Here is a 24,882-nt window from a genome sequence, read left to right as displayed (position 1 = left end):
GGCGCGGATGCCGCGGCAACGGGTGCGGCGGCGGACACGGCGGCATCGGCCGGCATGAACAGTGCCGCGCCGACCGACAGCCCGGCCAGCGGCAGCGCCGCATCGACCGACTCGGCAGCAGGTGGCGGCGCGGCAACGGGCAGCGCCACCACCGACATGGCGTCCAGCAGCGCCCCGGATGCGGCGGCCGGCGACGGCATCGCCAAGGACGGATCGCACACGCCGCTGGAAGGGGCCTCGGGGCAGCAGGCGGGTGTTGCCATGTCCGGGGCGGATGCCCAGGCCCAGCAGGAAGGCCAGCCCACGGCGGCCGAGCAGGCGGCGGGTTCCGCCGGGGGCGAGTCGGGTCGCGACGCCCATATCCAGGCGGCGCGCGACGCACTGGCCGCAGGGGACGAGGACGCCTGCATGAAGGCCGTCCAGGCCGCGCAATCGTCCTGACGACAAGGGTCGGCCGGGTGTCCCAGTCCCGGCCGTCCGCCGATTTGGCGTCGTTCAGGCGAATAAGACTGGATTGCAGCGCCGCTTTCTGGTGAGAGGGGCGCCAAGCAAGGCTTGGCCAGACGGACGACGCGATGAGCATACATCTTTACCCCAACGACCTTCCCGACGACCTGGTGCTTGGCCCGGTGGTGGCCATAGACACCGAGACAATGGGTCTTGATCCGCGCCGCGACCGGCTGTGCCTCGTGCAGCTGTCGTCGGGCGACGGCGATGCCCACCTGGTCCAGATCGAGCGCGGACAGACCGAGGCGCCGAACCTGTGCCGGATGCTGACCGATCCCAAGGTGCTGAAGCTGTTCCATTTCGGGCGCTTCGACATTGCCGCGCTGGAGAACGCCTTTGGCGTGGTCACGGCGCCTGTCTGGTGCACCAAGATCGCGTCCAAGCTGGTCCGCACCTATACCGACCGGCACGGGCTGAAATACCTGCTGAACGAACTGGTCGGCGTGGATGTCAGCAAGCAGCAGCAGACCAGCGACTGGGGCGCGGCGGATCTGACGGATGCGCAGCTTGAATATGCGGCGTCCGACGTGCTGCACCTGCACAAGCTGAAGGAAGCGCTGGAGGAGCGGCTGCGGCGCGAGAACCGCATGGGACTGGCACAGGCCTGCTTTGACTTCCTGCCCGCGCGCGCGCATCTGGATCTGCTGGGCTGGGGGGATGAAAACGACATCTTCAAGCACTAGATCGGCCAGGCCGGGGGCTTTCTGCCCCCGGACCCCCGAGGATACTTGCACCAAGGCAAAGGCAGGCGGCTTGACGGATTATCTGGACACGGCGCGGCGCGTCATCCTGACCGAGGCGCAGGGGCTGGCGGTCCTGGCCGAGGGGCTGAACGGCGATTTCGCACGGGCGGTCGATCTGATCCTGGGGGCGCGGGGGCGCGTGGTCGTGTCGGGCATGGGCAAGTCGGGCCATGTCGGGCGCAAGATCGCGGCCACGCTGGCATCCACGGGAACGCCCGCGCAGTTCGTCCATCCGGCCGAGGCAAGCCATGGCGACCTGGGCATGGTGACGCAGTCCGACGTGGCGCTGGTGCTGTCGAACAGCGGCGAGACGCCGGAACTGGCCGACCTGATCGCCCATACGCGGCGCTTCGAGATCCCGCTGATCGGGGTCGCCTCGCGCCCCGAATCGACGCTGCTGCGGCAGGCGGACGTGGCCCTGGTCCTGCCCGCCGCGCCCGAGGCCTGCGGCAACGGCATCGTGCCCACGACCTCGACCACCATGACGCTGGCGCTTGGCGATGCCTTGGCCGTCGCGCTGATGGAGCATCGCCAGTTCACGCCCGAGCATTTCCGCACCTTCCATCCCGGCGGCAAGCTGGGGGCGCGGCTGGCCAAGGTGGGCGACCTGATGCATCGCGACATGCCGCTGGTGCCCGAGGAGGCCCCCATGACCGAGGCGCTGCTGGTCATCAGCCAGAAGGGCTATGGCGTGACCGGCGTCACGGACGGGGCGGGGCGCCTTGTCGGCATCATCACCGACGGCGACCTGCGCCGCCACATGCAGGGCCTTCTGGACCGGCGCGCCTGCGAGGTGATGACCCCCGATCCGCGCGTGATCGCCCCCGACGCCCTGGCCGAAACCGCCGTGGCGCAGATGCAGGACCGCAAGATCACCTGCCTGTTCGCGGTGGCCGGCGGCCTGCCGCAGGGCATCCTGCATATCCATGACTGCCTTCGCGCCGGTATCGTCTGAGCCATGAACCGAACCCGTGTCGTCCGCTGGCTGCGTGTGTTGCTGCCCTTGCTGGCACTGGCGATGCTGTCGGTGCTGTTCCTGTTTTCCCGCACCGGCGACACCGAGTCGCGCATCCCCTATGCCGAGGTCGATGCCGAGGCCATGGCCCGCGATCCCCGCGTCGTGGCGCCCGAATATGCGGGCGTGACCGAGGACGGGGCCAGCCTGACCCTGCGCGCGACCGAGGCCGCGCCCGGAAACGGAGGTAGCGGCAGCGCCCGCGACCTGCGGCTGGACTGGCTGCGGCCCGACGGGCTGCGCGCCGACCTGACGGCGCCCCAGGCCGGGCTGGCGGAGGGCGCGATCCGGCTGGACGGCGGCGTGCGGATGACCACCTCGACGGGGTGGACCCTGGATACGCAAAGCGTCGAGGCCGCGACCGACCGGTCCCGCATCGCGGCCGGCGACGGGGTCGAGGCCGAGGCGCCGTTCGGTGCCCTTTCGGCGCAGCGGATGGAACTGGCCCCGGCCGAGGAGGGCGACAGCTCGATCTTGAATTTCTCGGGCGATGTCCGTCTGATATACAAGCCCTGATCCCACCGGAAGGACAAGCCGATGCTGCGCCCCTTGCTGACAGCCCTGATCCTTGCCGCCACCCCGGCGGTGGCGCAGAACGTGACCTTCGGGGGGATGCGGGCCGACATCCAGGCTCCGGTCGAGGTGGCGGCGGACAACCTGTCGGTCAACCAGGCCGACGGCAGCGCGGTCTTTACCGGAAACGTGGTGATCGGCCAGGGCGAGATGCGCCTGTCCGCCGATAGCGTCACGGTGATCTATGCCGAGGGCGGGCAGAGCCGCATCCGGTCGCTGGACGCCACCGGCAACGTGACCTTGGTGTCGGGTCCCGACGCGGCCGAGGCGCAGGCGGCGACCTATGATGTCGAGACCGGCAATGTCACCCTGACCGGCGACGTGGTGCTGACCCAGGGGCAGAACGTGCTGACCGGCGACAAGATGCTGGTGAACCTGGAATCGGGCACGGCACGGGTCGACGGCCGGGTCCGGTCCGTCCTGCAGCCGGGCGGCAACTGATGCGGGGTGCGGCGGCGCGGACGGGGGACGGGCTGAGGGTCCGGGGCCTGCGCAAGTCCTATCGCAACCGTCCGGTGATCCGCGATGTCTCGGTCGATCTGGCGCGCGGCGAGGTCGTGGCCCTGCTGGGTCCGAACGGATCGGGCAAGACGACCTGCTTCTATTGCATCGCGGGCCTTGTTCCGCCCGATGCGGGTCAGGTGCTGATCGACGGGCAGGACGCCACCCGCCTGCCGATGTTCCGCCGCGCCCGGATGGGCATCGGCTATCTGCCGCAGGAGATGTCGATCTTTCGCGGCCTGACGGTCGAGCAGAACATCATGGCCGTGCTTGAGGTCGTCCACGAGGACCCCCGCCACCGCCGCGACCGGCTGGAGGAGTTGCTGGGCGACTTTTCCATCGGCCATCTGCGCAACGCCCCCGCGCTGGCCCTGTCGGGCGGCGAGCGTCGGCGCGCCGAGATCGCGCGCTGCCTGGCGTCCGATCCCAGTTTCCTGCTGCTGGACGAACCCTTCGCGGGCGTCGATCCGATCGCCGTGGGCGAGATCCGCGGGCTGGTCCATGATCTCAAGTCCCGCGGCATCGGGGTGCTGATCACCGATCACAACGTGCGCGAGACGCTGGGCATCGTGGACCGGGCCTATATCCTGCATGACGGGCATGTCCTCATGTCGGGCAGCACCGCCGAGATCGTCGCCGATCCCAAGGTGCGCGAGGTCTACTTGGGCGAGGGTTTCCGGCTGAGCTAGCGCTTCCGGAGAGGTTGGGGCGAAATCGCCTCACGCGAACGTGCGCCCCGTTGACAGAACCCATCGGCTGTCACCAAATTGATTCCTGCGGGTGCGGCAGGAACCGTATCCCGCCACCCCCGTTTCCGCCGGGCGCCGGCTGCTATGAACGGGCTGGCGCACGCGGGAACGGGCAACCGAGAGGAAAGACGATGCGCTATACCATCAGCGGAAAACAGATCGATATCGGCGACGCGCTTGCCACGCATGTCCAGACGGAAGTGGGCGAAACGGTCGGCAAGTATTCGCAGCGCCCGACCGACGCCACGGTCACCTTCTCGAAGGACGCCCACCAGTTCCTGTGCGATGCCGTGGTGCACCTGTCGACGGGCCTGAACGTGACCGCCCGCGGCGCCGCGACCGAGATCTATGCCGCCTTCGAGGCCTGCCGCGAAAAGATGGACAAGCAGCTTCGCCGCTACAAGCGCCGCCTGAAGGATCACCACAAGGACAGGTCCGAGCCGGTTGAATTCGGCCAGGCAGGCATGTATGTGCTGGCCGCTGACGAGGATGAATGGGAAGCGCAGGACAGCGGCCTGCAGCCCATCATCATCGCCGAGATGGAAACCCGCGTGCCGACCCTGTCGGTGGGCGACGCGGTGATGCAGATGGAATTGTCCGGGACCCCGCTTCTGGTGTTCCGCAACGAGAAACACGGGGGCGTCAATGTCGTCCATCGCCGCGACGACGGCAATGTGGGATGGATCGACCCGCGCGGCAATGGCTGAGGCCATCCGCGTGACGCTTGATTGAACAAAAAACGCCTCCGCCGTTCCGGGCGGGGGCGCTTGAGCCTTGGGAAAGACGGAAACGATGCTGCTGACCGAAATCCTCAAACCGGGCGCCGTGCGTTCCCTGGGACAGGTGACCTCGAAGAAGCGGCTGTTTCAGGAGCTGGCGGAACTGGCCCATGCCGAATACGGGCTGAACGCCACCGAGGTTCTGGACGCCCTGCAGGAACGCGAAAGCCTGGGGCCGACCGGCGTGGGACAGGGGGTGGCCCTGCCGCACGCGCGGCTGCACGGGCTGGACCGCGTGGTGGGGCTGTTCGTTCGGCTGGACAAGCCGCTGGATTTCGACGCGGTGGACCGTCAGCCGGTCGATCTGGTCTTTGGCCTGCTGGCCCCCGAGACCAGCGGGGTCGACCACCTCAAGGCGCTGGCGCTTGTGTCCCGCACCCTGCGCGACACCGATCTGCGTGCGAAGCTGCGCGCCAACGACGACCCGGTCGCCCTGCACGCGGTTCTGGCCGCGGCCCAGGGGATCAAGGCCGCTTAAAGGCTTTGGGTTGGGGCCGATTCGGTCCTATATAGGGCCTCCACCTGTTGAAGGAGGCCGAAGATGACCAAGACGCTCACCGACACCCCCCAGGACAGCGGCGCAACCCGGCTGCGGGAATATACCCGGCAGGAACGTGAATCGGGCACCCATCCGGCCGTGGAGGTCCTGCGGTCGCGCCCCCAGACCCGGAGCGAGGAGAACCGCAGAACGGTCGAATACCTCCGGATCGAGCGCGGGCATGTAAGTTGAGGGCTTAGTTGGCGCGAGGCCGTCCGGAAGGGGCGGCCTTTTTTTACCCTGCGAGACGCCGGAACGCGGCGGTGAAGACGATGGCGGCGGCGATCATCGCGATGCCGCCCAAGGCGTGTGCGGTCAGGCCGTGCCCGGCGGTTCCGGCCTCGGCCGCAAGCAGGAAGCACATGTTGGCGTCCAGTCCGAACGGTGCCGTCCGGGGATGGCTGCGCAGGATCGCGCCTGCCGCGATGAAGGGAAATGCCAGCAGCAGCGCCATGCCGGCGGGGTCAGGCAGGGCGGCGTCCATGCCGCGATAGGCCAAGGCGGCGATCACGCCGATGGCCGCGCCTGTCGGCATATAGGCCAGCATGGGCGCGGGATTGCGGCTGGAGGCGATCAGCAGGCTGAAGACGGACAGCGACAAGGCGGCCCCCTTCCCTGCCGGACCGCCGATCAGGTGCAGCAGCGCGCCGCCCAGCAGCGCCGTTGCCGCCGCGATGACGCCGTGGCGCGCAACCCTTTCCAGCGCAGGATGGGGGATCGGCTCGGGGCGGTCCGGCCGGGCGGGCGTGAACAGGAAGGTGATGGCGGTGACCGCGATCACGCCGATGACGGTGCAGGCCAGCCGTCCCTTTGCCATGGCCAGCGCGTCGACGGCATGATCCAGCGCCGGAACGACGATGACCGCCACGGTGATCGCCGCCAGCAGCACCCCATAGCTGTAGATCGTCCCGATCCGATAGGCGAGGGCCGCGCCAAGCCCGCTGGTCAGGGCCAGCATCGCGACCTGCATTGCGGGGCTGGGGATTGCGGTCAGGATCCACCAGCCGATCGCCGCGCCAAGGGCCGTTCCCGCCACGCGCAGCACCGCCCGCAGCACAAGATCCTGGCGGAAGGGCTGCGCCACGACCCAGACCGGCATGGCCGCCCAGAACGGGTTGGGCAGGTCCATCAGCACGGCCGCCGCCAGCGCGATCGCGGCGGCGGCGCCAAGCTGCAAGGCCCGGAAGATCCAGGGGGGCGCTGATGTCATGATCGACCCTGCCAAGGCCGGGCCGCCTTGCGGCGACCCGGCGGGCAATCAGGCCCGGACCAGCTTCTCGTAATCCTCGGCCACCTTGCGGGTCGTCTGGCCCACCTGGAAGTGCCAGTCGCCGATCTGGCCGACGGGCGTGACCTCGGCAGCGGTCCCGGTCAGGAAGCACTCTTGGAAGCCGTCCAGTTCCTCGGGGCGGATGCGGCGTTCGTGGACCGCCGTGCCGTTGTCCTTCAGCATCTGGATGATCGTCTGGCGCGTGATGCCGTTCAGGAAGCGGTCGGCGAGGGGCGTGTGGACCTCGCCGTCCTTGATGAAGAAGATATTGGCGCCGGTCGCCTCGGCCACATAGCCTTCCCAGTCCATGAACAGGGCGTCCGAACAGCCCTTCGCCTCGGCGGCGTGCTTGGACATGGTGCAGATCATGTAAAGGCCGGCGGCCTTGGCTGCGGTCGGGATCGTCTCGGGCGACGGGCGTTTCCATTTCGCGACGTCCAGCTTGGCGCCCTGCCATTTGGCGTCGCCGTAGTAGCTGCCCCATTCCCAGGCGGCCACGGCCATGCGCACCGGGTTGCGCGCGGCCGACACGCCCATGTCGGGACCCGACCCGCGCCACATCACCGCGCGGACATAGGCGTTGGTGAAGCCGTTGGCCTTCAGCACCGCTTCCTTGGCCGCGTCGATCTCCTCGGCCGAGTAGGGGGACTGCATGTCCAGCAGGCGGGCCGATTCGATCAGCCGCAGCGAATGCTCGTGGCCCTTGAAGATCTTGCCGTCATAGCAGCGCTCGCCCTCGAAGACCGAGCTTGCATAATGCAGCGCATGGGTCAGGATATGCACATTCGCGTCGCGCCAATCGACCAGTTCGCCGTCCATCCAGATCTTGCCGTCGCGATCGTCATATGCGCCCGTCATCATTCTCTCCAATCGGTGCCCGGCTTTTTCGATTCTTGCGCGGGTCCGCCGGGGAACGGCCCTTTTGTTGCGCGAAGCCCTTGACGGCTAGCAATCGAATCTTGGAAAGTCAACATCGCTGTCCTATCAAGGGATGAACTGGACAAGGATGAGATGATGGCCGAGACGCTGCGCGTTCACAGCATGATGGGCGAGGATCTGCTGTTCCTGACCGACGAGAAGCTGCGTCGCGGGATCGAGGCCATGTTCTTCGCCTATCGCGCCTTCACGGCTGACCCGGACCTGATCCTGGCCGATCTGGACTATGGCCGCGCCCATCACCGCGCCCTTCATTTCATCCATCGCGATCCGGGTCTGACGGTCACGTCCCTGCTGGCGGTCTTGGGCGTGACCAAGCAGTCGCTGAACCGGGTGCTGCGGGCGCTGATCGACGACGGGCTGGTGGAAAGCCGCGTCGGGCGGCGCGACCGGCGCGAACGCCTGCTGCATCTGACCGAAAAGGGCGCCGCCCTGGAACGCCGCCTGTCCGAGGCGCAGCGGGCGCGGATGCGGCAGGCCTATCGCGCGGCGGGACCGCAGGCAGTCGCGGGATTCAGGCAGGTGCTGGAGGCGATGATGGACCCCGAGACGCGGGCGCAGTATCAGTCGATGAAGGAACTGCCCGAGTAAAGGCCCGCCATGAGCCAGACTGACGCCCATCTGCTGATCGTCGATGACGACGAACGCATCCGTGCGCTTCTGGGCCGGTTCCTGCGCAAGAACGGCTTTCTGGTCACGCTGGCCCGCGACGCCGCGCAGGCCCGCCGCCTGCTGGCGGGGCTGGAGTTCGACCTGATCGTCCTGGACGTGATGATGCCGGGAGAGGACGGCTTCGCCCTGACCCGGTCCCTGCGCGAAAGGCTGATGACGCCGATCCTGCTGCTGACGGCGCGCGGGGAAACCGAGGACCGGATCACGGGCCTGGAGGTTGGTGCCGACGACTACCTGCCCAAGCCCTTCGAGCCGCGCGAACTGCTGCTGCGCATCGGCGCCATCCTGCGCCGCGTCCCCGCGCCCGAGGTCCACCAGCCCAAGTTCCTGACGCTGGGCGCGCTGCGCTATGACATCGACAAGGGCGAGTTGTGGCAGGGCGAGAATCACCTGCGCCTGACCGGGACCGAGCAGTCGCTGCTGCGCCGCCTGGCCGCCAGCAAGGGCGAGCCCGTCAGCCGCGCCGACCTGATCGAGGATCTGGGCCGCGGCGGCGGGGACGAGGGCGAGAACAGCGAACGCGCCATCGACGTGCAGATCACCCGCCTGCGCCGCAAGATCGAGCCCGACCCGCGAGAGCCGCGTTTCCTGCAGACGGTGCGCGGCACGGGCTACATGCTGGTGGTGGACTAGTGGACCGGCTGGCCTGGCACGGGATCGAGCTTGACGCGGACACCGCGCTTGCCCTGCTGGAATGGCAGGCCGAGATGGGCGTGGACGAGCCCATGGGGGACGGGCCGGTGGACCGGTTCGAGATTGCCGCCCGGCCCCAGCCGGTGGTCCCGCCGCCCGCCGCGCCGGTCCTTCAGTTGAGTGCCGACGACGACCAGTCCGCCCGCGTGGCCGAGGCCGAGCGTCTGGCGGGATCGGCCATGACACTGGACGCTCTGGCCGCCGCGCAGGAGGCCTTTGACGGGATCGAGCTGAAGAAGGGCGCGCGCAACTTCTGCTTTGCCGACGGCAATCCCAAGGCCCGCGTGCTGATCCTGGGCGAGGCGCCGGGGGACGAGGAGGACCGCCAGGGCCGTCCCTTCGTGGGTCGTGCGGGACAGTTGCTGGACCGGATGTTTGATGCCATCGGCCTGTCGCGCCAGTCGGTCGATGCGGAAAAGGCGCTTTACATCACCAATGTCCTGACCTGGCGTCCGCCGGGCAACCGCGATCCCCAGCCCGACGAGATCGCGATGAGCCTGCCCTTCGTGCGCCGCCATATCGAACTGGCCGCGCCCGACCTGATCGTGCTGATGGGCAACATCGCCTGCGATGCCGCCATCGGCCGTCGCGGCATCCTGCGGTTGCGGGGAAACTGGGCCACCGCCTTCGGTCGTCCCGCCCTGCCGATGACCCACCCGGCCTATCTGCTGCGAAACCCGCCCGCGAAACGCGAGGCCTGGGCCGACCTGCTGTCCCTGTCGGCGCGGCTGGAGGGATCGTCCTAGCCCTTGCAGCCGCGCATCTCGACGGCGCCATCCTTGTCGGCCAGGGTGAAGACAAGCCGGTTCCGGGGCAGGTCGAAGGGCGCGGCCTCGGGCGGCACGAAATCCGCCGTCAGCAGGGTCCGGCCGGATTCGGACCGCACCTCGGTGCCGGAAACCCAGACATCGCTGTCGGCCAGTTCCATCGCGGCAAGCGCGACGGGACGGGGCAGGGTGGCGGTGACGCGGATGCCGTCCTCGATCGGGCGGATGTCGCAGCTCGGGCGCTCGCCGGCGGGTTCCGGCACCCGGTCCATCGCGGCAAGGATCACCGGGTCGGGCGCCGCGCCGGGGCTGTCCGCACGCAGCGCGGCATGGGCGGGCACGCAGATGTTCTTGCACAGCCCGAAATCCACCGAGACCGCCAGGTCGACCGGCTGGCCGGGATCGGCGGGCCTTGCCGTGAAGGGCAGCACCAGCCGGTCGTGATAGCCAAGCGCGACGCCATCGCCCGAGGGGATCGCCTGCGGCGCGGGCCAGTGCAGCGCGATGTCGCCCAGGTTGTCCGACCCCAACCAGTCGAATACCGGCGGCAACCCGCTGTCGCCGGGGCTGCGCCAATACGTCTTCCAGCCGGGCTGCAACTGGAACTCGATGGCACCGACGCGGCTTCCGTCTGATTGGACCCAGCCGGGCAGGATGCGGACGCCGATCAGGCCCGGCGCGGGCTCGGCCGAAAGCGGAAGCGCCGACAGGGCAAGGCAGAGAAGGGGCGAGGCGATGCGGATCATGACCAATCGATAGCCTCTGGCCCGCGCAGGATGAAGTCACAAAGCCGCGCGGGTCTTGCAACGCGAAGAACAAAGGCCGATCTAAAAAGGAAAGGAGAGCCGATGAGCACCACCCCCGAGACCCAGGGCAGAGGCCCCGAACGCCGCCTTTCCGATGACGGCCAGACCAACCTGACCGGCAAGATCCTGATCGCCATGCCCGGCATGGCCGATCCCCGGTTCGAACGGTCGGTGGTGCTGATCTGCGCCCATACCGACGAAGGCGCCATGGGTCTGGTCCTGAACCGTACCCTGCCCGAGATCGACTTCGGCGACCTGCTGGAGCAGCTGGGGATCGAAAGTGACGGCACCGCCCGCCGGATCGAGGTGCGCTTCGGCGGGCCGGTCGAGCCCGGCCGGGGCTTCGTCCTGCACAACGTCCCGGAATATGGCGACGACCCGGAAGGGCGTCTGCGGATCGGCCGGACGCTGGCGATGACCACCACGCGCGACATCCTGGAGGAACTGGCCCATGGCCACGGTCCCGCCTCGGCCGTGCTGGCGCTTGGCTATGCGGGCTGGGGCCCGGGCCAGCTGGAGGCCGAGATGCTTCAGAACGGCTGGCTGACCGGCGACGGGGCCGAGGACCTGATCTTCGGCGCGGCCCATACGGACAAGTGGCAGATCGCGCTGCGCGCCCAGGGCATCGACCCGTCGCTGCTGTCCGCCGCGGCGGGCCGGGCCTGAGGCCTACTCTGCCGCGCTGCGCCGCGGCAGCACCCAGTTCGGACGCGGGAAGTGGCAGGTATAGCCGTTCGGGAAGCGTTCCAGGTAGTCCTGGTGTTCCGGCTCGGCTTCCCAGAAATCGCCCACGGGTTCGACCTCGGTCACGACGCGGCCCGGCCACAGGCCGGATGCGTTGACATCGGCGATGGTCTCCTCTGCCACGCGCTTCTGGTCATCGTCCGCGTAGTAGATGGCGGACCGATAGCTGGGGCCGATGTCGTTGCCCTGCCGGTTCGGCGTGGTGGGGTCGTGGATCTGGAAGAACACCTCCAGCAGCTTGCGATAGGTGATGATGGTGGGGTCGAAGATCACCTCGATCCCCTCGGCGTGGTTGCCGTGGTTGCGATAGGTGGCGTTCGCCACCTCGCCCCCGGTATAGCCCACGCGCGTGGAAATCACGCCGGGAAGGCGGCGGATCAGATCCTGCATTCCCCAGAAGCAGCCGCCCGCAAGAACCGCGCGCTCGCTCATCGCACGGCCTCCTCGACCTGGGACAGATAGGCGCCATAGCCCTCGGCCTCCATCCGGTCGCGGGGGACAAAGCGCAGCGCAGCCGAGTTGATGCAATAGCGCAGCCCGCCCGACTCGCGCGGGCCGTCGGGGAAGACATGGCCCAGATGGCTGTCGCCGTGCCTGGACCGGACTTCGGTGCGGACCATGCCGTAGGACACGTCGCGGTGTTCGGTCACGGTATCGTCGATGGGCTTGGTGAAGGCCGGCCAGCCGCAGCCCGAGTTGTATTTCGCCGACGAGGCGAACAGCGGCTCTCCGGACACGATGTCCACATAGATGCCGGGTTCGAAATGATGGTCGTATTCGCCGGTGAAGGCGCGCTCGGTGCCGCTTTCCTGGGTGACGCGATACTGCTCGGGCGTCAGGCGGGCAACCGCCTCGGGGGTCTTCTGATAGGCCATGCTTGTCCTCCGCTGGTCCTGTTCCGCCCCAATATGGGATCGGCGGGCGGGATCGCAAAGGTCAGGCGCAAATCGCCGCCCTGGCTTCGGCATATTCCGCGGCCAGCCGGTCGATGCGGGTCGCCGCAGGCACGATGTCGCGCACCGCGCCGATACCCTGGCCCGATCCCCAGATCTGGCTCCATGCCTTGGCCTTGGCGCCGCCGAAGTTCATGGCGGACGGATCGGCGCTTTCCAGATTGTCGGGGTCCATGCCCGCCGCCCGGATCGACGGCGCCAGATAGTTCCCCGACACCCCCGTAAACAGCGACGAGGTGACGATGTCGCCCGCCGCGCTGTCCACGATCATCCGCTTGTAGCCTTCCGGCGCATTCGCCTCGGCGGTCGCGATGAAGGGGCTGCCGATATAGGCCAGATCCGCGCCCATGGCCCGCGCCGCCAGCACCGCGCGCCCCGTGGCGATGGCGCCCGACAGCAGCAGGGGGCCGTCGAACCAGTCGCGGATTTCTTGGACCAGGGCAAAGGGCGACAGCGGCCCGGCATGGCCGCCCGCGCCTGCCGCGACCGCGATCAGCCCGTCCGCGCCCTTCTCGATGGCCTTTTTCGCGAACACGTTGTTGATCACGTCGTGCAACGCGATGCCGCCGCAGTCATGGGCGGCCTCGTTCACCTCGACCCGCGCGCCCAGGGAGGTGATCCAGATCGGCACCTTGTGGCGGTGGCAGATCTCAATGTCGCGTTCCAGACGGGCATTGCTGCGGTGGACGATCTGGTTGACGGCGAAGGGCGCGGCGGGCCGGTCGGGGTTGGCCTGGTTGTGGCGGTCCAGTTCCTCACTGATGCGGGTCAGCCAGGCGTCCAGCAGGGGTGGCTCTCCGTCCTTCTCGCGCGCGTTCAGCGCCGGAAAGCTGCCGACGATGCCCGCCTTGCATTGCGCGATGACCAGATCCGGCCCCGACACGATGAACATGGGCGAGGCGACAACGGGAATGCGCAGGTCTTGCAGGATGGGTGGCAGCATGGGTTCCTCCGGATCTGGGGCGACGATGGCGCGGGGGGTGTCATGGGGCAACCCTGACGCGGCGGAAAAACTCGCGGTCTTGTGAAACCTCCGGGGGTCGGGGGGGTTGGGACGGTGACGCCCGTTGCAAAGGAGAATGCGCGCCGATGCAGCCGCCTGCCTCATCCGTTCCCGATCTGCCCGCCAACGCCGCCCTGTTCCTGGACTTCGACGGCTGCCTGGTCGAGATCGCGCCCCGCCCCGATGCGGTGGTGATCCCGCCCGGCCTGCCCGAACGGCTGGCGCGGCTGCATGGCCGGCTGGGCGGGGCGGTGGCGCTTGTCTCGGGCCGCGACATCGCCGACCTGCGGGGCTTCCTGCCGGATTTCCCGGGCGCCATCGCGGGCAGCCACGGGGCGGAACTGTCGCTGGACGGACAGCTGATCCAGAAGACGCATGGCGTCGATCTGGACCTGGACAGCCTGCACCGCGCCGCGGCGGCGGCCGTGGCGGACAGTCCCGCGATCCTGGTCGAGCGGAAACCCCACGGCGTCGCCCTGCATTACCGCGCCGATCCCTCCCTGCGCCCGGTGGTCGAGGAGGTGATGGCGCAGCTTGCCGACGCCCATCCCGGCATGGTGCTGCAACCCGCCAAGATGGCGGTCGAACTGCGTCCTTCGGGCGCCGGCAAGGACGGCGCGCTGGATCGCCTGATGGCGGTCCCGCCCTTTGCCGGGCGCGTGCCCGTCTATGCCGGCGACGACCTGACCGACGAGGTGGCGATGGCCCATGCCCAGGCCCATGGCGGCTTCGGCATCAAGATCGGCGAGGGCGAGACGGTCGCCCACCATCGCATGTCCGATCCCGCCGCCTTGGCCAGGTGGCTGGACGGCGCCCTGATGGAGGCTCGCTGATGGCGCGTCTGGTGGCCGTGTCGAACCGCATCCCCCTGGGCGACAATCCTTCGGGCGGTCTGGTCGTCGCGCTGGAAGATGCGCTGCGGACCTCGGGCGGGCTGTGGGTCGGCTTTTCCGGCGAGACGGTCGAGGAACCGTCGGACGACCTGGCCTTTCACGAAGGCGCGGCCTTCGGGCGGGCCTCGTTCGACCTGACGCCCGAGGATCACGAGACCTATTACCTTGGCTATTCCAACTCGGTCCTGTGGCCGGTCTGCCATAGCCGGGCCGACCTGATGCGGATCGTTCCCGAATACCTGGACGGCTATCGCCGGGTGAACGAACGCATCGCCCGGCTGCTGGTCCCCCACCTGAAGCCCGACGACCGCATCTGGGTGCAGGACTACCAGCTTTTCCCCCTGGCGCAGGAGTTGCGAAAGCTGGGCGTCACGGCGCCCATCGGGCACTTCCTGCACATCCCCTTTCCCGGCCCGACCGACTGCGCCACGCTGCCGAACCCGGACGAGCTGTTCACCTGGCTGTCCCACTATGACCTCGTGGGCTTCCAGGCGCAGCGCGACCTGGACAACTTCGCCGCCAGCGCGCGCAGCCTTTCGGATTTCGCGCAACTGTCCGAAGACCGCTTCCGCATCGCGGGGCGCGACATGCGGGCGGGCGTCTTTCCCATCGGCATCGACGCCGAAGCCTTCATCGCCGAGGCCGAGGGCGCGCGCGAGGAGGACCGGATGCGCAGCCTGACCGGCGCGCAGATCATGATCGGGGTGGACCGGCTGGATTATTCCAAGGGCATCCCGCAGCGATTCCGGGCCTTCCAGGCGCTGCTGGACGGCGACCCGTCCCTGACCGAACAGGTGATGCTGCTGCAGATCGCCCCGCCCACGCGGGAATCGGTCGATGCCTACCAGCAGATCCGCGAGGAAACCGAACATCTGGCGGGCCGCATCAACGGCCAGTTCGCCACCGTCAACTGGACGCCGATCCGCTTCATCCACCGCCCGATCCCCCGGCACGAGCTTGCGGGCCTGTATCGCCAGGCGCGGATCGGCCTGGTCACGCCGCTGGCCGACGGCATGAACCTGGTGGCCAAGGAATATGTCGCGGCCCAGGACCCCGCCGATCCCGGCGTGCTGATCCTGTCGCGCTTTGCCGGCGCGGCCGAACAGATGCCCGAGGCGCTGACCGTGAACCCGCATGACACCGCCGACATGGCGCAGGCCATGCGTCAGGCGATCGACATGCCGCTGGAGGAACGCCGGGACCGCCATGCCGCCCTGCTGCGCTGCGTCCTGGATCACGACGTCGGCTGGTGGTCGGCGGCCTATCTGGAAGCCCTGGCGCAGGCGCGGGCCTGAACAAGGGGATCGAAAGCGCGCCGTCCAGACCGGGGCGCGGGGCTCCCGGACCGAAAGACATGCGGTCGTGACCCGGACTTGTGCGGGCGGTGTGCCTGGCCCCGGCCGATGATCGACACGGCCGTGCCGAAGACGGATTGAGGTTCCAGAGGCCTTGGCGGAAGGAATCTTCACCGTGTCACGTCTGTTTGCGCGATCGCCCCTTGCGGACGCCCGGTTCTTTGACGCGGAAGGGGACGTCCTTCTCGTCACGTTCTTGTCCTTCGGACACCGTTCCCGGAACAACAGCTTCTGGGGCGACACGCTGGCGGAACGGCTGCGGAATCGACGATCGGCCTGACCTCGAAACCCGGCGCGGACTGGTTTCCCAAGGCGGGACTTCACCCGATGGTCCCTGCGATCCGAGAGGTATCCCGCAGGTTCAGGACGGTCATCGTCTATGGCGGCTCCATGGGGGTATACGCCGCCCTGAAATACGGCAATCTTCTTGAAGCGGATCATGCCATCGCCTTCTCTCCGCAGTATACACTGGACCCCGAGGTGGAGCAGGAGAAGATCTACAACAGGCATTTCCGGCCCGAGCTTCACGCCGGAATGCAGATCGCCACCCTGGACGTCTGCAGGAACGCGACCGTGTTCTATGATACCCGCCACCGCGCCGACACGCAGCGCGTCGGTCTCATCAGGAAGCAGGCGCCCTGGATCACCGAGATCGCCCTTCCGAACACGGGGCATAGCTGCGTTCAGGTCTTTGCGGGCACGGCCAACATGAAGGCGCTGTTCGACAGCACCATCGCGGCGGACACCGCGGCCATCCGAAGGACGGCGCGCGCCCTCAGGGTGAAATCCGTGCTGCGCTATGTGACGACGGCGACGGCAGCGATCCCACGCGACCCCGATCTTGCCAGAAGGATATCAGCCAAGTCGCCCGTGCCCATCCCGGAGGTCTTGGCCGCAGAGTTGGATTTCAAGCTGGCAGTCCACCACGTCAAGGCGAGGAACCTGGCCGCCGCCCATGAGGCCGCGATGTCCGCCGTGAGCCTTCAGCCGCAGAAGTCGCACCACCATCGCCTGATCGGACAGATCCATTTTCTTCGAAAGGACTGGACGGCAGCCCTTCAGGCCTATGACGAGGCCCTGAAAGCGGACCCGCGCGACATCCTGGCGCTTGTCGCCAAGGCCAACATCTACAACCACACGGGAGATCGCGAGAATGTCGTCGGCCACCTCTCGGCGGCCGCGGACATCGATGCGGCCCATCCGGCCCTGAAGACGGCCCGGGACCGGATCGAGGCAGACTGGCGCCGGATTGACGCCTGAGGGCTTTCCCGTGGCCTCGGCCCGCGACCATCCTGGGCGGGGCGTGCGGAACCTGCGGCCGGGCGATCCGCATCCGGCCGGGGGGCGGGGGCAGGCACTGGCGGGGATCGGAAGGCGGGGACAGGCTGCCCCCGCCCCTGCCACATCCGGCTGGGGCTATCGCGCCGCCAGCAGTTCCGGCACGGACAGCAGGATGAACTCGTTGTCCGCCGCCTTGCCGATCTCGCGCCCGCCCGAGAAGGGCAGGTTGTTGTCGTTGGCGATCAGGATGTGCGTGTCGTCGACGCGGGCCACGTCCTCGATGGTGAAGAAGGGGAAGGCGAACCTGCCCTCGGTCGAGGCCATGCCTTCCGGTGCCTTGCCATCGGGATCGGCGATGTCCAGCAGGTCGACATGGCCGATGCGGCGGATGAAGCCGTCCGCGTCCGTGCTGGCGGTATCGACAAGCACCACGTTCTTGACGCGGGCGGGCTGGGGATAGCAGGCGGACTGGTCGGCCGTGCCCTCGGCGCAGGCGCGGGCGGCGTCGCCCTCGCCATTGTCGCGCTCGATCACCAGGGCGCGGGTATCGTCGATGAAGTTGAAATCGCCGATGGCGGTCGCCCCGTCCGACAGGCGGAAGCGGTGGCTGTCGCCGGTCCAGTCGGCCGCACCGGTGTCAAAGGTCATGACGCGCAGGAAACCGCCCTCGGGTTGGCCGTCGCTTCCCAGCAGCGGCTTTTCCAGCATGGCCCACAGCAGGTTCGTTCCCGGTTGCAGGGCCATGCCTTCATAGCCGCCCGAGCGCTGGGCCTGGAAGTCGGTGCCGGGCTGCGCGGGAACGACGACGCCGGGCGTATCCGGCCCGGCCACGGCGTTGCCGTCCAGCGTGGTCCCGTGGACGGACAGCACGCGCCCGTCGCGGGCGACGCGCAGGACATAGGGGCCGAACTCGTCCCCGATCCACAACTCGTCGTTCAGGAACTGGATGCTTTCGGGATCGAAGTCGGCGCCGGTGAGATAGCGGCCTTCGGTCGCCTCGTTGGCGATGCGGAAGGGCACCTTGCGGTCGGGATCGCGCAGGAACACGGTTTCCAGGCGGGCCACCTTGCCGGTGTCGAAGTCCGGCTGCATCCGGTGGAAGAACAGCATCGCATCGGGGCTGTTGATCCTGCTGCCAAAGCCGTTGTCGGTCAGGGCGAACCAGCTGCCATCGCGGTCCCGGTTCATGGCAAGGCCCGACATGCCCTGCACAGGCTGCCCGATGAAGGGCAGCGAGATGCCCGTCCTGTGCCCGCCATAGGCCTTGCCCACGTCCCCTTCAACCGTCATCGGGTCTTCGTTCCGCTGCTTGCCGGTGAACTTGCCCGACACCCACAGGTCGCGCGGCGCAGCAGCGGGGGGCGTCACCATCGTGAAGGCCGGCAGGATCGCGTGACCGGCCAGGATGGCGGGGAACCGCTCCTCGGCAAGGGCGGGGGCTGCGGCGGAACAGGCCAGCAGGGCAAGGGTCAGGCGCATGGTCGGGGTCCTTCTTCATGTCCGAAGATGACCTGCTAGGCGGAAAAGCTGACAACCATGCGGCGCGCGCGTGACAGCGGCATGAAACCGCGTCAGCCGTCGCCCCTGTCCGGAGCGTTTTGCACGCGCGCGATCCGCTTGGCCATCGCCTGCGCCTTGCGCCGGTGATAGCGCCGCACGATGGGAATCGTCGCGTAGAATGACAGAACCGCGGCGATCCCGCCCAGGACCGCCCCGCCGACGGCATAGGGCAGGAAGATTTCCTGCCAGAATTCGGACAGGCCGCTCCAGCTGGTCGGGCCGGGGCCGATGGCGGACATGATGTTGTGCCAGGTCTCGGACGTGGCATGGGCGAATTCGCGAAAGATCTGTTGCGGGGACATGTCGCCGGGCAGGCCAAGCAGCGTCCGTCCCAGGCCGACCGCCCCCAGCGCGATGAACGGTGTCGTCAGCGGGTTGCCCGCGAAGGTGCCCACGAAGGCCGCCAGCACGTTGCCCCGGATCGCCAGGCAGACCAGCGCGGCGACGATGAAGTGAAAGCCGTGCAACGGCGAAAAGGACAGGAACACCCCGGCGGCGATGCCCCGGGCGATCCGGTGCGGCTGGTCGGGCAGGCGGCGCAGGCGGTGCCACAGATAGGTGGTGCCCCGGCGAATCCCGCCGGGCGGATAGATCAGTTCCGTCAGGATCTGGCCGTAGCTGCGCGGCTTGGTTCGCTTGAACACCTTGCAATCCCCCGTTGACCGAATGCGGCAGCCCGCGTCAGGGTTTCATGGCCGCGTCGCGGATGCGGGCGACCTGCGCCACGTCGCTTTCCGCTTCCAGCGCCGTCAGCAAGTTATGCAGGTGTTCCTGGTCGCGCAACTCGACCTCGACCTCGATGCGGTAGAAGTCGGGCTTGCGGTCCTTGAACTCCAGGTTCGAGATATTGGCCCCCTGCGCCCCGATCAGGCTGCAGATGCGGCCAAGCACCCCCGCATCGTGGCGGATCGTCAGGCTCAGCAGGGTCGAATAGGCGGCCGGATGGCGGCCTGCGCGCCATTGCACATCGACCCAGCGGTCGGGGCTGTCCTCGTATTCCGCCAGGACGGGGCAGTCGATGGCATGGATCACCACGCCCTTGCCGCGATAGGTGATGCCGACGATGCGTTCGCCGGGCAGGGGCTTGCAGCAGGGGGCGCGCTTGAAGTCCGCATCCGCCTCGACCCCGGCGAAGGGGCGGGCGCCGTCGATCTCGTCCTGGTGGGCGGCAAGGTCGGGCCAGAGGACCTGCAGAACCTCCTTGGCCGAATTCTCGGCGCTGCCGATCCGGGCCAGCAGCTCGTCCGCGTCGGCCAGGCCCATCTGCTTGGCGGCGGTGCGCAGGGCCTTGTCGGTGACCTTGCGGCCCACGTGTTCGAAGCTGACGCGCACCAGTTCGCGGCCCAGGCGGATGAAGCGGTCGCGGTCCTCCTCGCGCAGGGACCGGCGGATCGCGGCCTTGGCGCGGCCGGTCACGACGATGTCGAGCCAGGTCGATTGCGGGCGCTGACCGGAGGCCGCGATGATGTCCACCGACTGGCCGTTCTTCAGCCGCGTCCACAAGGGCACGCGGATGCCGTCCACCTTGGCGCCGACGCAGGAATTGCCCAGCCGCGTGTGGATCGCATAGGCGAAGTCGATGGGCGTCGCGCCCTTGGGCAACTGGATCACGTCGCCCTTAGGCGTGAAGCAGAAGACCTGGTCCTGGTACATCTCCAGCTTGACGGCTTCCAGGAACTCGTTGTGGTCCTCGCCCTCGAAGCGGTCGGCCAGGCTGTCGATCCATTCGGCGGGATCGACGGCGAAGGGGTTCTTGGTGCGGGTGCCGTCGCGATAGGCCCAGTGGGCGGCGACGCCGGATTCGGCCACCTCGTGCATCTGGCGGGTGCGGATCTGCACCTCGACGCGCTTGCCGTCGCGGCCCGACACGGTGGTGTGGATCGAGCGGTAGCCGTTGGACTTCGGCTGGCTGATGTAGTCCTTGAACCGCCCCGGCACCGCGCGCCAGCGGTGGTGGATCACGCCAAGCGCGCGATAGCAGTCCATTTCCGACCGGGTGATGATGCGAAAGCCGTAGATGTCGGACAGCCGCGAGAAGGCCAGCTGCTTTTCCTGCATCTTGCGCCACACGGAGAACGGCTTCTTGGCGCGGCCAAAGACGGTCGCCTCGATCCCCTCGCGTTCCAGTTCGGTGCGGATGTCGGCGGTGATCGCGCCGATGATGTCGCCCGAATCGCGCTGCAGGCTGACGAAGCGGCGGATGATGGAATTGCGCGCCTCGGGGTTGATGACCTTGAAGGCGAGGTCTTCCAGCTCCTCGCGCATCCATTGCATCCCCATGCGCCCGGCCAGGGGCGCATAGATGTCCATCGTCTCGCGGGCCTTCTTGACCTGCTTTTCGGGACGCATGGACCGGATGGTGCGCATGTTGTGCAGCCGGTCGGCCAGCTTGACCAGGATCACGCGCAGGTCGCGCGACATGGCCATGAACAGCTTGCGGAAGTTTTCCGCCTGCTTGGACTGCGCCGAGGACAGTTCCAGGTTGGTCAGCTTGGTGACGCCATCGACCAGATCGGCGATCTCGTCCCCGAAGGTGGCCGCAAGGTCTTCCTTGGTGGACCGCGTGTCCTCGACCGTGTCGTGCAGCAGGGCGGTGACGATGGTCGCGTCGTCCAGCCGCATCTCGGTCAGGATGGCGGCGACGGCGATGGGATGGGTGAAATAGGGCTCGCCCGAATGGCGGAACTGCCCTTCGTGCATCCGCATCCCGTATTCATAGGCATCGCGCATCAGGGCGGCGTTGCTGCGCGGGTTGTAGTTGCGGACAAGCGCGATAAGGTCTTCGACGTCGATCATAGCCTGCCGAAGACCCCTTTCCGATGCCTCAACGCTGGTTGGCTTCCAGCATCATGCGCAGCATCCGCTCCTCGGATTCCTCGTCGGCGGGCTTGGGGCGGTCGACCTCGGCGCCCAGCAGCAGGGCCATGGCGTCTTCCTCGGGCTCGTCGACCTCGATCTGGGTCTGGGTCGATTCGATCATGCGTTCGCGCAGCTCGTCCACGGGCTGCGTTTCCTCGGCGATCTCGCGCAGGGCCACGACCGGGTTCTTGTCGTTGTCGCGGTCCACCGTCGGCGCGCTGCCGGCGGCGATTTCACGCGCGCGATGCGAGGCCAGCATCACCAGATCAAAGCGGTTCGGGACCTTGTCGACGCAGTCTTCAACCGTTACGCGGGCCATGTCTCACCTGTGCAGTTGCGAATCGGAAATCCGGGGCGAAACCGAGGTTCTGGACGTCACCCGTGGAAATGTCAAGGAAGGAACAGGCCGGTGCCCGGGGGCAGCGGCGTCATGGCCTTCAGGTCTTCGGCATCCAGTTCCGCCAGCATCCGCGAGACGGTCTTCCCGGTCAAGGGGTGGCGCCAACCGGGCGCGATCTCGGCCAGGGGTGCCAGGACGAAGCCGCGATCCTGCATCCGCGGATGCGGCAGGATCAGGCAGCCGGGCGTCTCGACCCGCTGGCGGGCCAGCGGCAGGGCGATCCAGTCCCGCACGGTGGCGGCATCGGGCAGCACAAGGTCGTCAAGCGCGATCAGGTCCAGGTCCAGAACCCGCGCGGACCACCGGCCCGTGCTGCGGTCGCGGCCCAGGCGCGCCTCGATCCCGTGAAGGCGGGCCAGAAGATCGGGTGCCGGCAGGATCGTGCGGATCGTCGCGACGGCATTGGCGAATTCCGGCCCGGAGCCGGGCGGAAAGGCGGGCGTGCGCCAGACGCGGCTGACAGCCGCTATCGAAATGTCCCGCTCGGCGTGCAGGATCGCCAGGGCTTCATGCAGCACGTGCGACGGATCGCCTGCCGCGGTCGGAAGATTCCCCCCCAAGGCAATGATACCGAAAGACAAGTTTTCCATGGGACCCGTTCGTTCTATGAAGATGATGCGGCAGGACCGTTTGCGCCATGTTCCTCACCATGGCTGGTCCTTGTCTTGAACGAGCAGTCTCATTGAAGGCAATGATAATGTTTTACAAGGATGATCGCCTGGCGATCTTCATCGACGGAGCCAACCTTTACGCCTCGGCGAAGGCGTTGGGCTTCGACATCGACTACAAGCTGTTGCGACAGGAATTCGACCGCCGCGGCAAGCTGATGCGCGCCTATTACTACACCGCCCTGATGGAAGGGGAGGATTATTCCCCGATCCGCCCCCTGGTCGACTGGCTGCACTACAACGGCTACTGCGTCGTGACCAAGCCTGCCAAGGAATACACCGACACGATGGGCCGTCGTAAGGTCAAGGGCAACATGGACATCGAACTGACCATCGACGCCATGCAGCTTGCCCCCAGGCTGGACCATGCCGTGCTGTTTTCCGGCGACGGAGACTTCCGCCCCCTGATCGAGGCGCTGCAGCGCCAGGGCGTCCGCGTCTCGGTCGTCTCGACCATCCGCAGCCAGCCGCCCATGATCGCGGACGACCTGCGCAGGCAGGCGGACAACTTCATCGAGCTGGATGCCCTGCGGGACATCGTGGGACGGCCGCCGCGGGAACAGCAGGCGGGCGAGGCATAGGAAAGAGGCTGACCGGGCGAGGGTCTGGTCAGCCTTGGCGCGAATGGGGCGGATGGCCGTCCCGCCGACCCTTCGGGCCGATCGGGAAAGGATTGGCTGCCGGTCGCGTCCCTAGACCAGCCGCCCCATGTCCATCGCCGCCCGCACGAAGCCCGCGAACAGCGGCGCGGGCTCGAAGGGCTTGGACTTCAGTTCCGGGTGGGACTGCACGCCGATGAACCAGGGGTGGTCGGCATATTCGACCGCCTCGGGCAGCTTGCCGTCGGGCGACATGCCCGAAAAGCACAGGCCCGCCTGTTCCAGCTGGTCGCGATAGGTCGCGTCCACCTCGTAGCGGTGGCGGTGGCGGTCCTCGATTTCCACGGCGCCGCCATAAACCTCGCTGATCTTCGACTCGGGCGTCAGGATGGCGGTATAGGCGCCCAGCCGCATGGTGCCGCCCTTGTCGTCCGTCACCTTGCGCTGCACGGTATAGTTGCCCTGCACCCATTCCTTGAGGTGATAGACGACCGGCGTGAAGCGCGTCTTGCCCGCCTCGTGGTCGAATTCCTCGGAGCCCGCGTCGGGCATTCCGGCCAGGTTGCGCGCGGCCTCGATCACGGCCATCTGCATCCCCAGGCAGATGCCCAGGTAGGGCACCTTCTTCTCGCGCGCGTATTTCGCGGCCGCCAGCATCCCCTCGGTGCCGCGCTCGCCGAAACCGCCCGGCACGATGATGCCGTGGTAGCCGTCCAGAAGATGCGCGCCTTCGCCTTCCAGCTTCTCGCTGTCCACCCAGTCGGCCTTGACGCGGACGCGGTTGGCCATGCCGCCATGGGTCAGCGCCTCGGCGATGGACTTGTAGGCATCTTCAAGCTGCGTGTACTTGCCCACGATCGCGATGTTCACCTGGCCCTCGGCATTCTCAAGCCGGTCCATCACGTCCTCCCACTTGGACAGGTCGGGACGCGGGGCGGGGCTGATCTGGAAGGCGTCCAGAACGGCGCGGTCCAGGCCCGCGCGGTGATAGGCGAGCGGCGCCTCGTAGATCGACTTCAGGTCATAGGCGGGGATCACGGCATCGGGGCGGACGTTGCAGAACAGCGCGATCTTGGCGCGTTCCTTTTCCGGGATCGGGTGTTCGCTGCGACACACCAGCACGTCGGGGGCAAGGCCGATGGATTGCAGTTCCTTGACGCTGTGCTGGGTGGGCTTGGTCTTGAGTTCGCCCGACGCCGACAGATAGGGCAGCAGCGTCAGGTGCATCAGGATGCACTGGCCGCGCGGGCGCTCGTGGGTGAACTGGCGGATCGCCTCGAAGAAGGGCAGACCCTCGATGTCGCCCACCGTGCCGCCGATCTCGCACAGCATGAAATCGACCTCGTCGTCGCCGATGGCGATGAAGTCCTTGATCTCGTTGGTGACGTGGGGGATCACCTGGATGGTTTTGCCCAGGTATTCGCCGCGCCGTTCCTTTTCCAGCACGTTGGAATAGATGCGCCCCGAGGACACGCTGTCCGTGCGCCGCGCCGACACGCCCGTGAAGCGTTCGTAATGGCCCAGGTCCAGGTCAGTTTCCGCGCCGTCGTCGGTCACGAAGACCTCGCCATGTTCGAAGGGCGACATGGTGCCGGGATCGACGTTCAGATAGGGGTCCAGCTTGCGCAGCCGCACGGTGAAGCCGCGGGCCTGCAGCAGCGCGCCCAGTGCCGCCGAGGCCAGGCCCTTGCCGAGCGAGGACACGACGCCGCCGGTGATGAAGATGTAACGCGCCATGAGGCCCCCGTGATTTCGCAAATGGTATCTGGTTGCGGGTCGCCGAACGACCAGCATCACGGGAGTCAAGCTATAGCCGATTCGCCCCGTGGCCGCAATGTGCCGCAAGTTGATGTGGGGGCGGGAAAACCCGCCCCTAGGTGTGGTGTGGATCAGTTCGCCGGAGTGGGCGCAGGCGCGGCAGGTGCCGGTGCGGCCGGGGGCGCGACAGGCTCGACGGCCGGAGCCTCGGCGGCGGGGGCGTCAGTCGCATCGGTGGCGGGCGCTGCCGTGTCGGCCGC

The 24,882-nt window shown here is 67.8% G+C and carries 28 protein-coding genes and 1 pseudogene; 17 read left to right on the top strand and 12 right to left on the bottom strand.

Features of this window, described 5'->3' with window-relative positions:
• From J0F76_RS15605 to J0F76_RS15565, 9 genes and pseudogenes are all read left to right on the top strand, one after another.
• Positions 1–441: pseudogene (locus tag J0F76_RS15605) on the top strand (hypothetical protein); the annotation flags it as partial.
• A gap of 134 nt (positions 442–575) precedes the next feature.
• Positions 576–1,190 carry a ribonuclease D gene (locus tag J0F76_RS15600; protein ID WP_207470849.1) on the top strand — a complete coding sequence of 205 codons (615 nt, stop codon included), beginning with the start codon at positions 576–578 and terminating at the stop codon, positions 1,188–1,190.
• A 70-nt stretch (positions 1,191–1,260) separates the two neighbouring features.
• Complete coding sequence (locus J0F76_RS15595; protein ID WP_242690243.1) at positions 1,261–2,205, top strand: KpsF/GutQ family sugar-phosphate isomerase; 945 nt, start codon at positions 1,261–1,263, stop codon at positions 2,203–2,205.
• Between the two features lie 3 nt (positions 2,206–2,208).
• On the top strand, positions 2,209–2,781 hold the full coding sequence (locus J0F76_RS15590) for a hypothetical protein (RefSeq protein WP_207470846.1): 573 nt from the start codon (positions 2,209–2,211) through the stop codon (positions 2,779–2,781).
• Between the two features lie 21 nt (positions 2,782–2,802).
• Positions 2,803–3,279, top strand: a complete 477-nt coding sequence (lptA, locus tag J0F76_RS15585) for a lipopolysaccharide transport periplasmic protein LptA (RefSeq protein WP_207470843.1) — start codon at positions 2,803–2,805, stop codon at positions 3,277–3,279.
• Positions 3,279–4,028 (top strand): LPS export ABC transporter ATP-binding protein, encoded by a 750-nt coding sequence (gene lptB, locus J0F76_RS15580; protein WP_207470841.1) that lies wholly within the window; start codon positions 3,279–3,281, stop codon positions 4,026–4,028. Before lptA ends, lptB begins: the two co-directional genes overlap by 1 nt.
• A 191-nt stretch (positions 4,029–4,219) precedes the next feature.
• Positions 4,220–4,795: a ribosome hibernation-promoting factor, HPF/YfiA family gene (gene hpf / locus J0F76_RS15575; protein WP_207470839.1), complete on the top strand. Its 576-nt coding sequence runs from the start codon at positions 4,220–4,222 to the stop codon at positions 4,793–4,795.
• Between the two features lie 85 nt (positions 4,796–4,880).
• A complete protein-coding gene (locus tag J0F76_RS15570) occupies positions 4,881–5,345 on the top strand; it encodes a PTS sugar transporter subunit IIA (protein WP_207470837.1) in 465 nt (154 codons plus the stop codon).
• A 63-nt stretch (positions 5,346–5,408) separates the two neighbouring features.
• Positions 5,409–5,597: a hypothetical protein gene (locus tag J0F76_RS15565; RefSeq protein ID WP_207470835.1), complete on the top strand. Its 189-nt coding sequence runs from the start codon at positions 5,409–5,411 to the stop codon at positions 5,595–5,597.
• Positions 5,598–5,640: 43 nt separating this feature from the next.
• Here J0F76_RS15565 and J0F76_RS15560 read toward each other — a convergent pair whose 3' ends face one another.
• Both J0F76_RS15560 and J0F76_RS15555 read right to left on the bottom strand, forming a co-directional pair.
• The gene (locus tag J0F76_RS15560; protein WP_207470834.1) at positions 5,641–6,615 is read right to left on the bottom strand and encodes an FUSC family protein; all 975 of its coding nucleotides are present in this window, start codon (positions 6,613–6,615) and stop codon (positions 5,641–5,643) included.
• Between the two features lie 48 nt (positions 6,616–6,663).
• Positions 6,664–7,533, bottom strand: a complete 870-nt coding sequence (locus tag J0F76_RS15555) for a branched-chain amino acid aminotransferase (protein WP_207470832.1) — start codon at positions 7,531–7,533, stop codon at positions 6,664–6,666.
• A gap of 156 nt (positions 7,534–7,689) precedes the next feature.
• Here J0F76_RS15555 and J0F76_RS15550 point away from each other — a divergent pair, with 156 nt between their 5' ends.
• The 3 genes from J0F76_RS15550 (at position 7,690) to J0F76_RS15540 (ending at position 9,722) form a co-directional block, all read left to right on the top strand.
• A complete protein-coding gene (locus tag J0F76_RS15550; RefSeq protein WP_207470830.1) occupies positions 7,690–8,202 on the top strand; it encodes a MarR family winged helix-turn-helix transcriptional regulator in 513 nt (170 codons plus the stop codon).
• Between the two features lie 9 nt (positions 8,203–8,211).
• On the top strand, positions 8,212–8,916 hold the full coding sequence (locus J0F76_RS15545) for a response regulator (RefSeq protein WP_207470829.1): 705 nt from the start codon (positions 8,212–8,214) through the stop codon (positions 8,914–8,916).
• A gap of 74 nt (positions 8,917–8,990) precedes the next feature.
• Positions 8,991–9,722, top strand: a complete 732-nt coding sequence (locus J0F76_RS15540) for a uracil-DNA glycosylase (protein WP_207470850.1) — start codon at positions 8,991–8,993, stop codon at positions 9,720–9,722.
• Here J0F76_RS15540 and J0F76_RS15535 read toward each other — a convergent pair.
• Positions 9,719–10,489 (bottom strand): protein-disulfide reductase DsbD domain-containing protein, encoded by a 771-nt coding sequence (locus J0F76_RS15535; RefSeq protein ID WP_207470828.1) that lies wholly within the window; start codon positions 10,487–10,489, stop codon positions 9,719–9,721. The genes J0F76_RS15540 and J0F76_RS15535 overlap by 4 nt on opposite strands.
• Positions 10,490–10,591: 102 nt before the next feature.
• Between J0F76_RS15535 and J0F76_RS15530 the strand changes: the two genes are divergently transcribed.
• On the top strand, positions 10,592–11,215 hold the full coding sequence (locus J0F76_RS15530) for a YqgE/AlgH family protein (protein WP_207470827.1): 624 nt from the start codon (positions 10,592–10,594) through the stop codon (positions 11,213–11,215).
• Between the two features lie 3 nt (positions 11,216–11,218).
• Here J0F76_RS15530 and msrA read toward each other — a convergent pair whose 3' ends face one another.
• The 3 genes from msrA to J0F76_RS15515 form a co-directional block, all read right to left on the bottom strand.
• Entirely contained in the window at positions 11,219–11,725 is a 507-nt protein-coding gene (msrA, locus tag J0F76_RS15525; RefSeq protein WP_207470826.1) for a peptide-methionine (S)-S-oxide reductase MsrA, read from the bottom strand.
• Positions 11,722–12,168 carry a peptide-methionine (R)-S-oxide reductase MsrB gene (gene msrB / locus J0F76_RS15520; protein WP_207470825.1) on the bottom strand — a complete coding sequence of 149 codons (447 nt, stop codon included), beginning with the start codon at positions 12,166–12,168 and terminating at the stop codon, positions 11,722–11,724. The genes msrA and msrB overlap by 4 nt, the downstream gene beginning before the upstream one ends.
• A gap of 61 nt (positions 12,169–12,229) precedes the next feature.
• The gene (locus tag J0F76_RS15515) at positions 12,230–13,189 is read right to left on the bottom strand and encodes an NAD(P)H-dependent flavin oxidoreductase (RefSeq protein WP_207470821.1); all 960 of its coding nucleotides are present in this window, start codon (positions 13,187–13,189) and stop codon (positions 12,230–12,232) included.
• A gap of 146 nt (positions 13,190–13,335) precedes the next feature.
• On the opposite strand from J0F76_RS15515, the gene otsB reads away from it, so the two are divergent.
• The 3 genes from otsB to J0F76_RS15500 all read left to right on the top strand — a co-directional run bounded on the left by otsB (position 13,336) and on the right by J0F76_RS15500 (position 16,757).
• Entirely contained in the window at positions 13,336–14,082 is a 747-nt protein-coding gene (gene otsB / locus J0F76_RS15510; protein ID WP_207470820.1) for a trehalose-phosphatase, read from the top strand.
• Positions 14,082–15,437, top strand: a complete 1,356-nt coding sequence (locus J0F76_RS15505; protein ID WP_207470818.1) for an alpha,alpha-trehalose-phosphate synthase (UDP-forming) — start codon at positions 14,082–14,084, stop codon at positions 15,435–15,437. Before otsB ends, J0F76_RS15505 begins: the two co-directional genes overlap by 1 nt.
• 387 nt (positions 15,438–15,824) lie before the next feature.
• A complete protein-coding gene (locus tag J0F76_RS15500) occupies positions 15,825–16,757 on the top strand; it encodes a tetratricopeptide repeat protein (RefSeq protein WP_207470817.1) in 933 nt (310 codons plus the stop codon).
• 156 nt (positions 16,758–16,913) lie between these two features.
• Here J0F76_RS15500 and J0F76_RS15495 read toward each other — a convergent pair whose 3' ends face one another.
• The 5 genes from J0F76_RS15495 to folK form a co-directional block, all read right to left on the bottom strand.
• Positions 16,914–18,257, bottom strand: coding sequence for an esterase-like activity of phytase family protein (locus tag J0F76_RS15495; RefSeq protein WP_207470816.1), 1,344 nt, complete (start codon positions 18,255–18,257; stop codon positions 16,914–16,916).
• A 92-nt stretch (positions 18,258–18,349) separates the two neighbouring features.
• Positions 18,350–18,982, bottom strand: a complete 633-nt coding sequence (locus J0F76_RS15490; protein ID WP_207470815.1) for a DUF2062 domain-containing protein — start codon at positions 18,980–18,982, stop codon at positions 18,350–18,352.
• Between the two features lie 37 nt (positions 18,983–19,019).
• Positions 19,020–21,134 carry a RelA/SpoT family protein gene (locus J0F76_RS15485; protein WP_207470814.1) on the bottom strand — a complete coding sequence of 705 codons (2,115 nt, stop codon included), beginning with the start codon at positions 21,132–21,134 and terminating at the stop codon, positions 19,020–19,022.
• A gap of 28 nt (positions 21,135–21,162) precedes the next feature.
• Positions 21,163–21,516, bottom strand: a complete 354-nt coding sequence (gene rpoZ, locus J0F76_RS15480; protein ID WP_207470813.1) for a DNA-directed RNA polymerase subunit omega — start codon at positions 21,514–21,516, stop codon at positions 21,163–21,165.
• Between the two features lie 71 nt (positions 21,517–21,587).
• Positions 21,588–22,187 (bottom strand): 2-amino-4-hydroxy-6-hydroxymethyldihydropteridine diphosphokinase, encoded by a 600-nt coding sequence (folK, locus tag J0F76_RS15475; RefSeq protein WP_207470812.1) that lies wholly within the window; start codon positions 22,185–22,187, stop codon positions 21,588–21,590.
• Between the two features lie 107 nt (positions 22,188–22,294).
• Here folK and J0F76_RS15470 point away from each other — a divergent pair, with 107 nt between their 5' ends.
• Positions 22,295–22,846 carry a LabA-like NYN domain-containing protein gene (locus J0F76_RS15470; RefSeq protein WP_207470810.1) on the top strand — a complete coding sequence of 184 codons (552 nt, stop codon included), beginning with the start codon at positions 22,295–22,297 and terminating at the stop codon, positions 22,844–22,846.
• A 111-nt stretch (positions 22,847–22,957) separates the two neighbouring features.
• Here J0F76_RS15470 and J0F76_RS15465 read toward each other — a convergent pair whose 3' ends face one another.
• Positions 22,958–24,601, bottom strand: a complete 1,644-nt coding sequence (locus tag J0F76_RS15465; protein WP_207470809.1) for a CTP synthase — start codon at positions 24,599–24,601, stop codon at positions 22,958–22,960.
• Positions 24,602–24,882 lie beyond the last annotated feature (281 nt).

Origin of the sequence: Paracoccus fontiphilus, assembly GCF_017356265.1 — a bacterium.
Lineage (GTDB): Bacteria > Pseudomonadota > Alphaproteobacteria > Rhodobacterales > Rhodobacteraceae > Paracoccus > Paracoccus fontiphilus.
This window is presented reverse-complemented; position numbering and strand designations above follow the sequence as displayed.